This window comes from Brevibacterium sp. FAM 27836 (genome assembly GCF_051351055.1).
Taxonomy (GTDB): Bacteria; Actinomycetota; Actinomycetes; order Actinomycetales; family Brevibacteriaceae; genus Brevibacterium.
This window is the reverse complement of the sequence record NZ_CP195711.1, coordinates 218,834-231,682: the sequence shown is the minus strand read 5'-3', so window position 1 is coordinate 231,682 and position 12,849 is coordinate 218,834. Positions and strand designations below refer to the sequence as shown.

At 64.7% G+C, this 12,849-nt stretch carries 14 protein-coding genes; 8 read left to right on the top strand and 6 right to left on the bottom strand.

Annotated features, from left to right (window positions below; genetic code table 11):
• Positions 1-64 precede the first annotated feature (64 nt).
• Positions 65-670 carry an HhH-GPD-type base excision DNA repair protein gene (locus ACSE4D_RS01080; protein WP_436326472.1) on the bottom strand — a complete coding sequence of 202 codons (606 nt, stop codon included), beginning with the start codon at positions 668-670 and terminating at the stop codon, positions 65-67.
• 75 nt (positions 671-745) lie between these two features.
• Here ACSE4D_RS01080 and ACSE4D_RS01075 point away from each other — a divergent pair, with 75 nt between their 5' ends.
• The 6 genes from ACSE4D_RS01075 (at position 746) to ACSE4D_RS01050 (ending at position 5,920) form a co-directional block, all read left to right on the top strand.
• Positions 746-1,108 (top strand): YchJ family protein, encoded by a 363-nt coding sequence (locus ACSE4D_RS01075; RefSeq protein WP_135538345.1) that lies wholly within the window; start codon positions 746-748, stop codon positions 1,106-1,108.
• 171 nt (positions 1,109-1,279) lie between these two features.
• Entirely contained in the window at positions 1,280-1,759 is a 480-nt protein-coding gene (locus ACSE4D_RS01070) for a DUF2087 domain-containing protein (RefSeq protein ID WP_436326471.1), read from the top strand.
• Positions 1,760-1,818: 59 nt separating this feature from the next.
• Positions 1,819-2,322: a phosphoribosyltransferase gene (locus ACSE4D_RS01065; protein WP_135538349.1), complete on the top strand. Its 504-nt coding sequence runs from the start codon at positions 1,819-1,821 to the stop codon at positions 2,320-2,322.
• A 9-nt stretch (positions 2,323-2,331) separates the two neighbouring features.
• Entirely contained in the window at positions 2,332-3,636 is a 1,305-nt protein-coding gene (locus ACSE4D_RS01060) for a carboxylesterase family protein (protein WP_436326470.1), read from the top strand.
• Positions 3,637-3,758: 122 nt separating this feature from the next.
• Positions 3,759-4,868, top strand: coding sequence for a winged helix DNA-binding domain-containing protein (locus ACSE4D_RS01055; RefSeq protein ID WP_436326469.1), 1,110 nt, complete (start codon positions 3,759-3,761; stop codon positions 4,866-4,868).
• 2 nt (positions 4,869-4,870) lie between these two features.
• Positions 4,871-5,920: a diacylglycerol/lipid kinase family protein gene (locus ACSE4D_RS01050; protein ID WP_436326468.1), complete on the top strand. Its 1,050-nt coding sequence runs from the start codon at positions 4,871-4,873 to the stop codon at positions 5,918-5,920.
• Between the two features lie 36 nt (positions 5,921-5,956).
• Here ACSE4D_RS01050 and pdxT read toward each other — a convergent pair whose 3' ends face one another.
• Both pdxT and pdxS read right to left on the bottom strand, forming a co-directional pair.
• The gene (pdxT, locus tag ACSE4D_RS01045; RefSeq protein ID WP_436326467.1) at positions 5,957-6,538 is read right to left on the bottom strand and encodes a pyridoxal 5'-phosphate synthase glutaminase subunit PdxT; all 582 of its coding nucleotides are present in this window, start codon (positions 6,536-6,538) and stop codon (positions 5,957-5,959) included.
• Complete coding sequence (pdxS, locus tag ACSE4D_RS01040) at positions 6,535-7,416, bottom strand: pyridoxal 5'-phosphate synthase lyase subunit PdxS (RefSeq protein ID WP_425119432.1); 882 nt, start codon at positions 7,414-7,416, stop codon at positions 6,535-6,537. Before pdxS ends, pdxT begins: the two co-directional genes overlap by 4 nt.
• Before the next feature lie 212 nt (positions 7,417-7,628).
• Here pdxS and ACSE4D_RS01035 point away from each other — a divergent pair, with 212 nt between their 5' ends.
• Together ACSE4D_RS01035 and ACSE4D_RS01030 are read left to right on the top strand one after the other, a co-directional pair.
• Positions 7,629-9,011: a PLP-dependent aminotransferase family protein gene (locus tag ACSE4D_RS01035; protein ID WP_436326466.1), complete on the top strand. Its 1,383-nt coding sequence runs from the start codon at positions 7,629-7,631 to the stop codon at positions 9,009-9,011.
• Positions 9,008-9,379 carry a hypothetical protein gene (locus ACSE4D_RS01030; protein ID WP_135538361.1) on the top strand — a complete coding sequence of 124 codons (372 nt, stop codon included), beginning with the start codon at positions 9,008-9,010 and terminating at the stop codon, positions 9,377-9,379. Before ACSE4D_RS01035 ends, ACSE4D_RS01030 begins: the two co-directional genes overlap by 4 nt.
• Before the next feature lie 9 nt (positions 9,380-9,388).
• On the opposite strand, the gene ACSE4D_RS01025 is transcribed toward ACSE4D_RS01030, so the two are convergent.
• The 3 genes from ACSE4D_RS01025 to ACSE4D_RS01015 form a co-directional block, all read right to left on the bottom strand.
• On the bottom strand, positions 9,389-10,033 hold the full coding sequence (locus tag ACSE4D_RS01025; RefSeq protein WP_135538363.1) for a 4'-phosphopantetheinyl transferase family protein: 645 nt from the start codon (positions 10,031-10,033) through the stop codon (positions 9,389-9,391).
• A gap of 3 nt (positions 10,034-10,036) precedes the next feature.
• Entirely contained in the window at positions 10,037-10,486 is a 450-nt protein-coding gene (locus ACSE4D_RS01020) for a LapA family protein (RefSeq protein ID WP_425119431.1), read from the bottom strand.
• A gap of 98 nt (positions 10,487-10,584) precedes the next feature.
• Positions 10,585-12,813: an NADP-dependent isocitrate dehydrogenase gene (locus ACSE4D_RS01015; RefSeq protein WP_436326465.1), complete on the bottom strand. Its 2,229-nt coding sequence runs from the start codon at positions 12,811-12,813 to the stop codon at positions 10,585-10,587.
• Positions 12,814-12,849 lie beyond the last annotated feature (36 nt).

Below are 12,849 nucleotides of genomic sequence, written 5' to 3'. Positions count from 1 at the left end.
GGCGCGTCTTTTAGAACAGGCGAAGTCAAATCTGTGGATAACTTGCGGAGAAGTGAATTCGACCCTACTTCTTCGCAGCCTTGGCGGCCTTCGCCGCCTTCGCGGCCTTAGCCGCAGCCTTCTGCTGCTTCTTGAAAGCACGCACTTCCAGCAGTGTGTCTTCATCAACGACATCGGCGATCGACCGTCGGGCGCCCTCAGCCCCGTAATCTCCCGCGGCTTCCTGCCAGCCCTCAGCATTGAGAGCGAATTGCTTGCCCAACAGAGCGAGGAAGATCTTCGCCTTCTGATCACCGAAACCTGGCAGCTTCTTCAAGCGTTTGAGCACCTCGGCGCCACTCGGATCACCCGTGGTCCAGATCGCCTCGGCATCTCCGTCATAGTCATCGACGATCGCCGCAGCCAACTTCTGCACCCGCGCCGCCATCGACTTGGGGAACCGGTGCACAGCAGGCGTCTGCGCGAAAGTGTCGAGGAAGTCGTCGGGATTCATCTCGGCGATCTCATCGACGTCGAGTTTCCCCAATCTCTCGGCCAACTTCGCAGGCCCGGCGAAGGCGCTCTCCATGGTCACCTGCTGGTCAAGCAGCATGCCGATGAGCAGAGCGAAACGGTCTTCGGCCAACAGCGCATCGGCCTTCGGGTCTCCAGAGAGGAACACTGAACTCATGAGACCATCCTCGCACGCAAACGCCGGTCGTTCATCTCCGGATATCATCGTCGAATGATCTGCCCCTGTTTTGGGATGCCGCCTGGCACCGACTACGACCATTGCTGCCGGCCGGCACTCGACGGTGAGAACTGGCCGACCACCGCTGAGGCGCTCATGCGCTCCCGCTACACCGCATTCGTCCGCAGAGATGAGAACCACCTCTTCCGCACCTGGCACGCGAAGACTCGGCCCGTCGACCTCGGCGTCGACGAGGACACGGAATGGCGCGGTCTCGAGATCCTCCACACCACGGACGGGGGAGTCGGCGATGCCACCGGAACGGTGCACTTCCGTGCGAAATTCCGCGACCACCTCGGCGACCATGTGCTCGAAGAGAACTCCTCGTTCGTCCGCCGCGCGGGACGATGGATGTACTTCGACGCGCTCGAGAACTGACGGGAACTGTGTCTATACTGAACTCCGGCGCATCCAACGCCCAGCCGAGGTCGTGGTCCCAGCACATCGACCGCACGGCGAAGGGGAGAAGATCCTCGGACGAATCTGGCACGGTGAATTCCTGACCAGGTTTCGTGCTGGGAGAGACTTGGTCGAAGAGGACCAGACACCATGACCAAGGACAAAGACTTCAAGAAGCTCGTCCGTTCGCGGATGACCGCGACCGGTGAGAACTTCACAACCGCTCGCCAAACCCTGCTCGACTCGGCCAACAGCGCGACGAACACCGCCGTTCCGAATGCGGCCGAAACCATCGACCCGAGCGTCTTAAGATTCCGCACGAAGACACTCAAGACGTTCATGTCGTCGGGCCGCATCACTGCCATCCCGACCAAACGCCGAGCCCTCGTCATCCTCCTCATCGAAATCGTGGCGACCTTGGATGCGGATCGAATCTATGACGAGAAGGCCCTCAACGAGCACCTCGCCGACTTCCACCCGGACTTCGCGCTCCTGCGACGAGAACTCATCGACTACCGACTGCTCGAACGCAACTCGCACACAGGACGGTACTGGGTGAACCCGAACCCTTCGACGCCCACGGGTCCGCAGGCGCAGGAGATGGCCGGTTTCGAGGCATTTCTGCGCTGAGACGGCGACGGCGTATCCTTGAAGCTCGAGCCAACACCGGGCAGACACGAGGAGTATTCATGGCCTACCATGCCGATTCGACCGATCTCGACGAAAAAGAGATTCTCAGCTGGGATATGTTCGGCCAATCGGCTCGGGAGATGGCCCAGACCATCGCGGATTCCGACTACGATCCCGAGATCGTCATCGCCGTCGCCCGTGGAGGTCTGCTGCCTGCCGGTGCCCTCGCTTACGCCCTCGGGCTCAAGCTCTCCGATGCGATCAACGTCGAGTTCTACACCGATGTGCACGAAACTCTGCCCGATCCGATCCTCCTCGCTCCGATGCTCGACATCGAAGCGATCAAGGGCAAGAAGCTGCTCGTCGTCGACGATGTCGCCGATTCCGGTCGCACCCTGGCACTCGTCCTCGAGCTGCTGCGCAAGCACGGCGCCGAGGCGCAGTCGGCTGTCATCTACGCCAAGTCAGCGTCGATCATCGACCCGGACTTCGTGTGGAAGCGCACCGATCAGTGGATCGTCTTCCCGTGGTCGGCTGAACCCCCGGTGGAACCCAACAAGTAAACTGACCGCATGAGTGAGGATTCACGGGACTTCCTCGCCCCGTGCGGACGGGTCCGCGCCTATGCGTACGACGATGTGATCCGTGCACGGGGCATCCGCTACGCCCACGCACAGCGATTCCACCGGCCCGTCGACGCACCGCCCGTCGACTTCATCGACGGCGGCGGTCCCGGCCCCGCGAGTCCGCAGCTGCGTCGGGACCCGAACGCGGGAATGACGTTCGACCAGCTCGGCGGTCTGCCCATCAGTGAGGACTGCCTCCGCCTGAGCGTGACGATCCCCAAGAACACCGACACCGAGGCGGGGCTGCCCGTCCTCGTCTGGATCCATGGCGGAGCCTACGTGGCCGGTGCCGGGGATGCTGAGATCTACGATCCGCACACCCTCGCGGCCGAACAGAACATCATCGTCGTCTCCGTGACCTACCGCCTCGGTGTCCTCGGCTACCTCGGCACCGGCAAGCCCGAGCATTCGAACCTCGGAGTGCTCGACCAGATCTCCGCCCTGCGCTGGGTGCAGACGAACATTGCCTCCTTCGGTGGGAACCCGGAGAACGTGACGATCGCCGGGCAGAGCGCCGGAGCCGATGCCTGCGCCCATCTCATGATCGCCGAAGGCACCGAGGATCTCTTCCGCCGAGTGCTCATGGCCTCAGCCCCCTTGGGGCTGGCCGGCGGCACGGACACGATGAACTGGGCGATGGCGAAGGTCGCGCAGAAGATCGACCCCGACGCCAGCGTCGACGACATCCTCGAAGCTCAGGAAGAGGTCCATAGAGCCGCTCTCGTCGGAGGCCTGCACGCCGGAATGTGCTTCGGAGTCCACTACGGCCGGTATCCGTTGCCGACACGTGCGGACGCGGCAGCGGCTTGGGCCGAAGTCGCACCGAAATACGACGTGCTCATGACCCGAACGGAACGCGAGATCGCCTTCTTCGCCGGATTCGTGCCCGCGCTGCGCCGCCTCCACGACCGAACACTGACCTCGCCCATGCTCGAATCCCTCATCGCCGGGTTCACCTCGGCGGTGTACACCCGCGCGGGACGAGAGTTCTACGATCGGCACAGGATGTCAGGTGGACAGGGAGCACGTCTGCTCATCGTCTCCCGCGGCGACGGCAGCTTCTTCGACGCAGCCCATTCCGGCGATCTGCCGCTGATCTTCCCTGGCGAGATCTGGCATGACTCCTTCCTCGACTACGGTGAGACCACCGCCGTCGCCGGTCCCGAACTGCGACGAATCTGGGGTCGGTTCGCCGCTTCGGGGGCATTGCCGCGCGTTCCAGTGCCCGGCCTCGTCGACATCATGGGCTGAGTCGATCGACCGACTTCGAAGCGTTTGCCGGACCGTGGTCGCGAGATGAACGCGACTGAGACTGTCGGGCGATGTCAGGTTCTCACAGTCGTCGTGTCACCGGCGTCGACTACCGTTGGACCATGGACGCACACCAGTTCTCGGCCGCACGTCTGATCTCCCAAGGACTCGCCGGACCTCCGCCCCCATCGCCGACCGGCAGCGGACTCTCGCCGGCCGGGGCCGTCGTCGAACATCTCGGGTGCGTCCAAGCCCAAGCACTCGGCGGTGTCCTGGCCTCGGTCGCACTGCGCCTCGGCGCCGGGGCCGCCGATGGTGTGGCCGCCGTGAGAGCCGCGATCGACGCAGGCGAGATCGTGCGCTCCTGGACCCAACGCGGCACCATCCACCTGACCACAGCCAAGGACCTCGGATGGATCCTCGGACTGACCGGGGCACGGACGATGAAATCCACGACGAAGCGCCGGGAGGTCTTCGGCATCACCGATGCCATGCTCGAATCCGCTGCCGAACTCGCGGTCGCGGCCCTGCGCGACCGTGGGCCCCTGACCAGGGAGGAACTGCTCGAAGCCTTCGCACCGCTGAGAGCCGGAGACGAATACGGTCACGCTCGGTACCTCATCACCTCACTGGCGCTGAACAACCTCATCGTCCAAGCCCCCATGATCGAGGGGAAGGACGAAATGCGGTACGTCCTGACCGCCGAATGGGTCCCCACTCCCACAGAATTGGACGCCGAGGAGGCCCTGCACGAATGGATGCGACGCTACGTCACCGGCCACGGCCCGGTGACGATCGACGACGCCACCCGGTGGACAGCACTGCCGAAGACCCAAGTGAGAAAAGCCATCCAGGCCGCCATCGACGCCGAAGAGATCACAAATGTGCGAATCGGCGACACCGACTATGTTCAGGCCCCCGACCTCGAGGACCGACTCAGCGAATGGGAATCGGACGCGCACAAGACGATGCTGCTGCCCGGATTCGACGAGCTCATCCTCGGATACAAGGATCGCAGCGCGACTCTCGACCGGGAGTGCGAGAAGCTCGTCGTGCCCGGTGGCAACGGAATGTTCAAGAATACGGTCGTGAGCGGAAGCCGCGCCCGCGGCACCTGGAAACGCTCACCGCGCAAAACCGGTCCGCGCGTTCTCGTCGAGGCCTTTCCTGATCAGACGATCGACACCCGTGCTGTCGAAGAGGTCGCCGCCACCCATCCGGCCTTCGAATGACAATGCAAGAACCAGTGGAAGGCCGAGCCGAGACTGTCCACCCGATGACCGGCATCGGGATCATCGTCAACCCGAAACATGCCCCGACCCACCGTTCTTATGCCGTTCTCACCGCCGGGCTGCGCCGACTCCGGATGCGGTATCGGACGATGACGACGACCGAATCTCGTTCCGGACGATGGCAAGCAGAACAGCTATTGGCCTGGGGGGCAGAGACCATCATCCTCCTCGGAGGAGACGGCACCATTCGGGCCGCAGCACCGGTCCTCGCCGAGGCCGGTGTCCTGACATTCCTCATCCCGACGGGAACGGCGAATGTGCTCAGCCGCCACGTGGGAATCAGTTCTGCACGGGAGGCGATCGACCACTGTCTGCACACCCTGCCCCTGACCGCAGATCCGAAACCCGGGCACCGGCCGTCGAACCAGGCGGGCAAGCACGCAGACACCATGACAGTGGTCTCTGCAGCCGCGACGAATCACGGGCGCAGCATCCCGATCAACACTGTCGAAGTCAGGGGCGCCGACGGAAGCTGGACCCGACATGACTTCATCAGCCTGGCCGGGATCGGGGGCGACGCCCGAGCCGTCGCCCATCACCATCGTGCGCCCGGGCTGCTCGGCTACGCCTGGGGTGCAGCGCGTGCTCTCTTCGCCGCCGATCTGGCCTCACAGACGCGGCGAGCCGTCGAAGCATCCGCACCGGAATCGATGTGGTCGATGATGGCGTCGAAGGTCGCTCGCCCCGCCGGGCCCATCTCGGTGTTCCCGGATGCCCGGATCGATGACGCCGAATTCTCCGTGCTCAGGGTCGGCCCTCTGCCGCGCGGCACTGCTCGACGCTTCCTGGCCTGGGGCGGCATCGCCTCGGCCTGCCTCCAAGGACGCCCCGCGCAGAGTCCGTTCATGCACTATCGCAGGTCTGCCTCGGCGACGGTGAAGCTCACGAGGCCCGCACCCGCACAGGTCGACGGGGATCTCATCGGTGACTGTCTCGAACTGCGGGTGAGCGCCGGTGAGAGCCGATTGTGGGTGTCAGCGCCTCCCTCGTAAGGGGTCGGAGGTTCCGAGGCGGCCATGACTCGAACGTCACACCGCGGCACCGAGGCGTTGGAGGAAACCTGCATGGACCCGCGGATCTTGTGCTAACTCCGGGTGGAAGGTGCCGCCCCAGAGGTTGCCCTGGCGCACCAGCACCGGGCGGTCGTTGTGACAGGCGAGGACCTCGGTGTCGGATCCGACATCGAGGATCTGCGGGGCCCGGATGAAGGTCGCGTCGAACGGGTCGGCCAATCCTGAGACGTCGACCGGTGCTGTGAACGAGTCCCGCTGCCGTCCGTAGGCGTTGCGGACCACGGTGATGTCCAGACCGCCGAGGCGCTCGAAGCCGCCCAGCGAATCGTCGCTGACACGGTCGGCCAAGAGGATCAGCCCGGCACAAGTGCCGAAGACAGGGAGCCCGCCGTCCATCCGCTCTTGCAGACGGGCGAAGAGATCCGTACCGGAGGCGATGCGGACCATGGCCGTGGATTCGCCTCCGGGCAGGATGACCGCATCGACGTCGGAGACCTGGTCGGCTCGGGTGACCGGGCAGGAGTCGACCCCCAGGGAGCGCAGCATGATCAGATGCTCACGGAACGCTCCCTGGAGGGCGAGGATCCCGACTCTCACCAGCCGCGCTCGGCCAGGCGGTGGGGAGCGGGAACATCGGCGACATTGATGCCGACCATGGCATCACCGAGCCCGCGCGAAGCCGCCGCCACCGCCGCTGGGTCATCGAAGTGGGTAGTGGCTTCGACGATGGCCTTCGCCCGGGCCTCCGGATTGCCGGACTTGAAGATGCCGGAGCCGACGAACACGCCGTCGGCGCCGAGCTGCATCATCATCGCCGCATCGGCCGGGGTGGCGATGCCGCCGGCCACGAAGGTCACGACGGGCAGACGACCGAGGCTCGCAACCTGCTTGACCAGGTGGTATGGGGCGGCGATCTCCTTAGCCGCAACGTAGAGCTCGTCTTCGCTCTTGGCGCCGAGGGCACGGATCTCGTAATTGATGGTCCGCAGGTGACGCATCGCCTCGGAGACATCGCCGGTGCCGGCTTCGCCCTTCGACCGGATCATGGAAGCGCCTTCGGTGATGCGGCGCAGCGCCTCACCGAGGTTGGTCGCCCCGCAGACGAAGGGAACCTGGAAGACGGATTTGTCGATGTGGTTGACGTAGTCGGCGGGGGAGAGGACCTCGGATTCGTCGATGTAGTCCACCCCGAGGGTCTCGAGGATCTGGGCTTCGACGAAGTGGCCGATACGAGCCTTCGCCATGACCGGGACGGACACGGCGCTGATGATCGAATCGATGAGATCGGGATCGCTCATCCTGGCGACTCCGCCCTGAGCGCGGATGTCTGCGGGAACGCGTTCGAGGGCCATCACGGCCGATGCTCCGGCGGCTTCGGCGATGCGTGCCTGCTCTTCGTTGACGACGTCCATGATGACGCCGCCCTTGAGCATCTGAGCCAGTCCGGTGTTGAGCAGGGTCTGTGTCTCGGTCATTGGGTGTTTGTCCATTCACTGTTGCGGAGACGATCCGAGTCGACCCAGCGCTGCAGCAGATTGCCGCGGGCTGTCATGGGGTCGAGGATCGAGTTTCTTCAGGGGTGAACGGCCGTTCCTTCTCAGCCTAAACGGCTCGGTGGCTCAACGAGAGAGCCAGAAAGCAGGAAGGATTTTAGGCCAGATGATCATTGGGGGACTACTATCGACGGATGGATGCGAGCAAGCAGGCTGAGGGGATCGCTCTTCCCGTGAGCGTCGACAAGACCCGACCGACTCCGCTGCCCGATCAGCTGACCCAGGAGATGCGGCGGCTCATCGCCGAAGGCACGCTGCGCTCCGGAGATGCTGTGCCCTCGAGCAGGCGTCTGGCTAAGCACCTCGGGATCTCGCGAGGCAGCGTCGAGACCGCGTACGGCCAGCTCGCCGTCGAGGGATTCCTCGTCAGCGCTGAACGGTCGATGACCCGGATCAACCCGGAGCTGCCGTCCACGCCGGAGCGTGCCCGTCCGCGGTCCCGAGTGCCCGACTCCTCGCGGCGGCGTCTGCGCAACTACGTCGACCTGCGCCCCGGTTTCGGCGGTGACGACCCGCTGCGGGAACCGGCGTTCCGGCGCGCTTGGCGGGAGTCACTCGACCTCGATCCGGGCCCCATCGACCCGTTGGGCCAACCGGACGCCCGGTGGGCCATCGCCGACTATCTGCGTCTGACCCGGGGCATGGCCGTCGATCCCGACGAGATCATCCTCACCAGCGGATCCCGCGATGGACTGCGACTGCTGCTCAGCCTCGGCGTGACCGGGACGATCGCGGTGGAGAACCCGGGCTTCCCCGGTCTGCGGCAGGCGATGACGGACCAGGAACTCGTGCCGCTCGAATTCGACGAGTCGGCGCCGGCACCGCACGGGGTGGGTGCGGCCGTTGTGACTCCGAACCATCAGTTCCCGCACGGAACGCCGATGCCGGTCGATCACAGAGTCCGACTTCTCGACTGGGCCGCGGCGAACAGCATCGTCCTCGTCGAAGACGACTACGACAGCGAAGCCCGCTACACCCGCACCGTGCTGCCGACTCTCTTCGAACTCGCGTCGTCAACGGGCAGTCGCGCCCAGGTCGTGCACATCGGAACCTTCTCCACCCTGCTGACTTCGGCCGTGTCGACCGGATACCTCATCGCCCGAGGTGAACTGTCCACCCGTCTCATGGGGATGCGCACAGCACTCGGACCGGCGTTCTCACCGATCCTGCAGATGGCCATCGCCTCCTACCTCGGTTCCGGGGGACTGCGTCGGCGCATCTCCCGCGGCCGACGACGGCTGCGGGCGGCCGAAGGCATCGTCGCCGGCGTCGGGCCGATCCCCGGGCTGGTCCACGAAGGGAGGACACTCGTCATCGAAACCTCCGAGGCCCAGGCGCACAGCCTGCTGCGACAGCTCGCCGAGCGCGGCATCCTCGTCGCGTCCCTGGCCCGAGGCTGGACCGGTGGGGATGAGGTGCGGCATGGACTCGTCATCGCCCATTCGAACGTCGAGGCCACGGTGCTGCAGGGGGCTCTGGCCACCGTGCAGGAGCTGTTGAGTAGGATGCAGGCATGAGGAAATCCGGTTTCGCGGTCGACGGCACGATCAAACTGGTCCTTGCCGTCCTCGGCGCAGTGTTCTCCAATGGTCTTGCGCACTTCTTCCTGTCACCGCGCTGGCTGGTCATCACCGCCATGGTGCTGCTGTTCCTCAGCGCTGCGACTCAGATCTCCTACGCCGTGAGTAAAGGGGAGAAGCGCTACCTGAAGTACCCGATGATCTTCGACGCCCTGATCATCCTGGCGATCGTCATCGGTCTCGTCCTCGCCGCAGCTGCGAATCCTGCTGGTGCCTGGATCCTCTTCGGCCTCGTGATTGTGGGATCACTGGGCATCGCCGTGGTATTCACAACGGGAGAGAACGGTCCGCGGTTCAACGACTGAACCCGCGGCTCAGCGGTTGAACGCGATCGCTGCGACGTGCCCGGCGGGGATCCCCGAATCGAGGTCGTGGATGTCGATATCCGGGTGCGGTGACTGCGGCTGCGGTCCGCAGCCGACATAGTCCATCCCGGGATCGCGAGCCAGCCCGGTGCTCAGTGCCCGGAGGAATGCCTCCTTGCGCGCCCACAGCCGTGCGAACGTGACAGCCAGCTCGGATTCGGGCAGTGCCTCAAGCTCACTGCGTTCTGTCGGATGCACGAGGCTCAGCGCTTCGAGGGCCATCGCGGTGTCCGGAGCGGCTTCGATGTCGAGGCCGACCGGATCCTCACAGACGGCGACGATCACGAGCCTGCGCGATCGGGACACGGAGAACTCGCAGTCGTCGTTGCGGGGTTTGCCTGCCGAGTCGAGACGGATCTCGATCCCGCCCGGATCCTGGTCCAGATGCGATCCGAGCACGTGCCGCAGAACGACACGGCCGGCTGACCAGGTGGCGGCCGCCTCGGCGTCGAATTCGCGGGCATAGTTGCGTTCCTGCTCGGTGAGCACGGAATCGTCTGTGCGCGTCCAGGCCGCCTCGGCTGCGGTATCGGCGAGGATGAGGGTCGCGGGCAGCGTGGTGGACAACTCGGTGAAGCTGGGATGGAACGGCATGGTTCAGCGGCCCAGTGCTTTGTGGATCTTCTTCAGCTTGCGGCTGAGGACGAAGATTCGCACCGAACCGAGGAGACCGGCAATGAGGATGCCGCCGATCGCGGCAAAGAGCATGGCTACGCCCAAGGGCAGTTCGAATTGCCAGCCGAAGTACTTGAACTCGGCGGGCACATTGTTCTGCAGGATGAAGATGAGGAGCAGTACGACGATGATCGCCCCGATGATGAGGGAGATCCACATGCCCGCCGACATTCCTGTGCCGCCCTTCGTCGATGGCAGGTCGTTGGTGTGCTCGGCCGGAGGCTGCGTCGGTTCGGGCGGCTGCGTCTGCCCGTGCGGATCGATCTCTCGTGTCTCACCGGTCGCGGGAGTCTCGTTCCCGAGCACGGAATCGGTTTCGGCCAGGAGCTCTTCGGGCGTCTGGGATTCGCCGCGCGGGTCTTGAGTACTCATGCGCCCCATCATAACCGCTGATGGGGCGCATGAGTCGGGTAGTGCTGTGGGTGTCCCCGAACCGTTGTCAGGGCACTGCGGGAACGTCGATCAGGAGATCAGACGTTCTTGCTCAGCGAGGAGATGATCTCGTTGAGCGTGGCCGAGGGGCGCATCGCCGCGGAGATCTTCTCTTCGTTGGGGTAGTAGTAGCCGCCCAGGTCGACCGGGCTGCCCTGCACCTCGAGGAGTTCGGCCGCGATGGTCTCTTCCTTTTCGGCCAGAGCCTTCGCCACCGGTGCGATGGCCTCGGCCAGCGCTTCGTCGGAGGTCTGCTCGGCCAGGTTCTCCGCCCAGTAGAGGGTGAGGTAGAAGTGGCTTCCGCGGTTGTCGATCTCGCCGACCTTGCGTGACGGGGACTTGTTCTCTTCGAGGAACTTGCCCGTGGCGGCATCGAGGGTGTCGGCGAGGACGCCGGCACGTTCATTGCCGTGAACATTGAACTCGTGGCGGAACGATTCGGCCAGGGCGAGGAACTCACCGAGGGAGTCCCAGCGCAGGTGGTTCTCCTCCACGAGCTGCTGGACGTGCTTGGGTGCCGAACCGCCGGCACCGGTCTCGAAGAGTCCGCCGCCGGCGATGAGCGGAACCACGGAGAGCATCTTCGCGGAGGTGCCGAGCTCGAGGATCGGGAACAGGTCCGTGTTGTAGTCGCGCAGCACGTTGCCGGTCACCGAGATGGTGTCCTTGCCCTCGCGGATGCGGTCGATGGAGAACTGGGTCGCCTCCGCCGGGTTCATGATCCGGATGTCGAGTCCCTCGGTGTCGTGGTCGCGGAGATATTCCTCGACTTTCGACCGGATGTTGTTGTCATGCGCACGGGTCTCGTCGAGCCAGAACACGGCCGGGGTGTCGGAGAGACGGGCACGGGTGACAGCGAGCTTGACCCAGTCGCGGACCGGGATGTCCTTGGTCTGGCAGGCGCGCCAGATGTCACCGGCGGCGACCTCGTGGCTCATGAGCACCTCACCGGCGGAGTTGACGACCTCGACGACTCCGGGCGCGGCGATTTCGAACGTCTTGTCGTGACTGCCGTACTCTTCGGCCTTCTGCGCCATGAGACCGACGTTGGGCACGGTGCCCATGGTCTGCGGGTCGAAGGCGCCCTTGGCCTTGCAGTCCTCGATGACGGTCTGGTAGACGCCGGCGTAGGAGGAGTCGGGGATGACGGCCAGGGTGTCCTGGGTCTGATCGTCCTTGTTCCACATCTTGCCGCCGACGCGGATCATCGCGGGCATCGAGGCATCGACGATGACGTCGGAGGGGACGTGGAGGTTCGTGATCCCCTTGTGCGAGTTGACCATGGCCAGGTCAGGTCCGTCGGCCAGGCCCTTCTCGATTCCGGCCTTGATGCCGGCTGCAGCGTCGGCAGGCAGGGTGTCGAGGCCGGCGAGGATCGCGGCCAGTCCGTTGTCGGAGGTCAGCCCCGCCTCGGCGAGGACGTCTCCGTATTCGGCGAACACCTCGGGGAAGAAGGCTTCGATGACCTTGCCGAAGAGGATCGGGTCGGACACCTTCATCATCGTGGCCTTGAGGTGGACGGAGAACAGGACTCCGTCGGCCTTGGCGTGCTCGATCTGCTCCTTGACGAACTCGTCGAGAGCGGCGACATCCATCTTCGTGGCATCGATGATCTCACCGGCGAGGACGGGCAGGGACTCCTTGAGGACCTGCGTCTCACCGGATTCGGTGCGCAGACGGATCGTCAGCGTGTCATCGGCATCGATGATCACGGACTTCTCGTTGTCGCGGAAGTCCTGCGAGTCCATGGTGGCCACGCGGGTCTTCGAGTCCTTGGACCATTCGCCCATCGAGTGCGGGTGGGCCTTGGCGAAGTTCTTCACGGCCTCGGGCGCGCGGCGGTCGGAGTTGCCTTCGCGCAGCACCGGGTTGACGGCCGAGCCCTTGACCCTGTCGTAGCGTGCCCGAATGTCCTTCTCTTCATCGGTCGAAGGCTCTTCCGGGTAGTCGGGCAGCTCGTAGCCCTGTCCCTGCAGCTCGGCGATGGTGGCTTTGAGCTGCGGCACGGAAGCCGAGATGTTCGGCAGCTTGATGATGTTGGCATCGGGCGTCTGGGCCAGAGCGCCCAGTTCGGCCAGGGCGTCGCCGACCTGCTGATCTTCGGGCAGGCGGTCACTGAACTGGGCCAGCACGCGCGCGGCAAGGGAGATATCTCGCGTCTCGACCTCGACGCCGGCCGATGTGGCGAAGGCTTCGATGATCGGTTTGAGCGAGTAGGTCGCCAGAAGCGGTGCTTCATCCGTGCGCGTGTAAATGATTTTAGCCATAGTTGTGGACTACTCCGCATCTTCTTGGGGTTTGTC

What these genes read in the sequence shown, in the direction of transcription:
- ACSE4D_RS01080 (WP_436326472.1), bottom strand. Translation starts at nt 670, where the DNA reads ATGAGTTCAGTGTTCCTCTCTGGAGACCCGAAGGCCGATGCGCTGTTG.
- ACSE4D_RS01075 (WP_135538345.1), top strand. Translation starts at nt 746, where the DNA reads ATGCCGCCTGGCACCGACTACGACCATTGCTGCCGGCCGGCACTCGAC.
- ACSE4D_RS01070 (WP_436326471.1), top strand. Translation starts at nt 1,280, where the DNA reads ATGACCAAGGACAAAGACTTCAAGAAGCTCGTCCGTTCGCGGATGACC.
- ACSE4D_RS01065 (WP_135538349.1), top strand. Translation starts at nt 1,819, where the DNA reads ATGGCCTACCATGCCGATTCGACCGATCTCGACGAAAAAGAGATTCTC.
- ACSE4D_RS01060 (WP_436326470.1), top strand. Translation starts at nt 2,332, where the DNA reads ATGAGTGAGGATTCACGGGACTTCCTCGCCCCGTGCGGACGGGTCCGC.
- ACSE4D_RS01055 (WP_436326469.1), top strand. Translation starts at nt 3,759, where the DNA reads ATGGACGCACACCAGTTCTCGGCCGCACGTCTGATCTCCCAAGGACTC.
- ACSE4D_RS01050 (WP_436326468.1), top strand. Translation starts at nt 4,871, where the DNA reads ATGCAAGAACCAGTGGAAGGCCGAGCCGAGACTGTCCACCCGATGACC.
- pdxS (WP_425119432.1), bottom strand. Translation starts at nt 7,416, where the DNA reads ATGACCGAGACACAGACCCTGCTCAACACCGGACTGGCTCAGATGCTC.
- ACSE4D_RS01035 (WP_436326466.1), top strand. Translation starts at nt 7,629, where the DNA reads ATGGATGCGAGCAAGCAGGCTGAGGGGATCGCTCTTCCCGTGAGCGTC.
- ACSE4D_RS01030 (WP_135538361.1), top strand. Translation starts at nt 9,008, where the DNA reads ATGAGGAAATCCGGTTTCGCGGTCGACGGCACGATCAAACTGGTCCTT.
- ACSE4D_RS01025 (WP_135538363.1), bottom strand. Translation starts at nt 10,033, where the DNA reads ATGCCGTTCCATCCCAGCTTCACCGAGTTGTCCACCACGCTGCCCGCG.
- ACSE4D_RS01020 (WP_425119431.1), bottom strand. Translation starts at nt 10,486, where the DNA reads ATGAGTACTCAAGACCCGCGCGGCGAATCCCAGACGCCCGAAGAGCTC.
- ACSE4D_RS01015 (WP_436326465.1), bottom strand. Translation starts at nt 12,813, where the DNA reads ATGGCTAAAATCATTTACACGCGCACGGATGAAGCACCGCTTCTGGCG.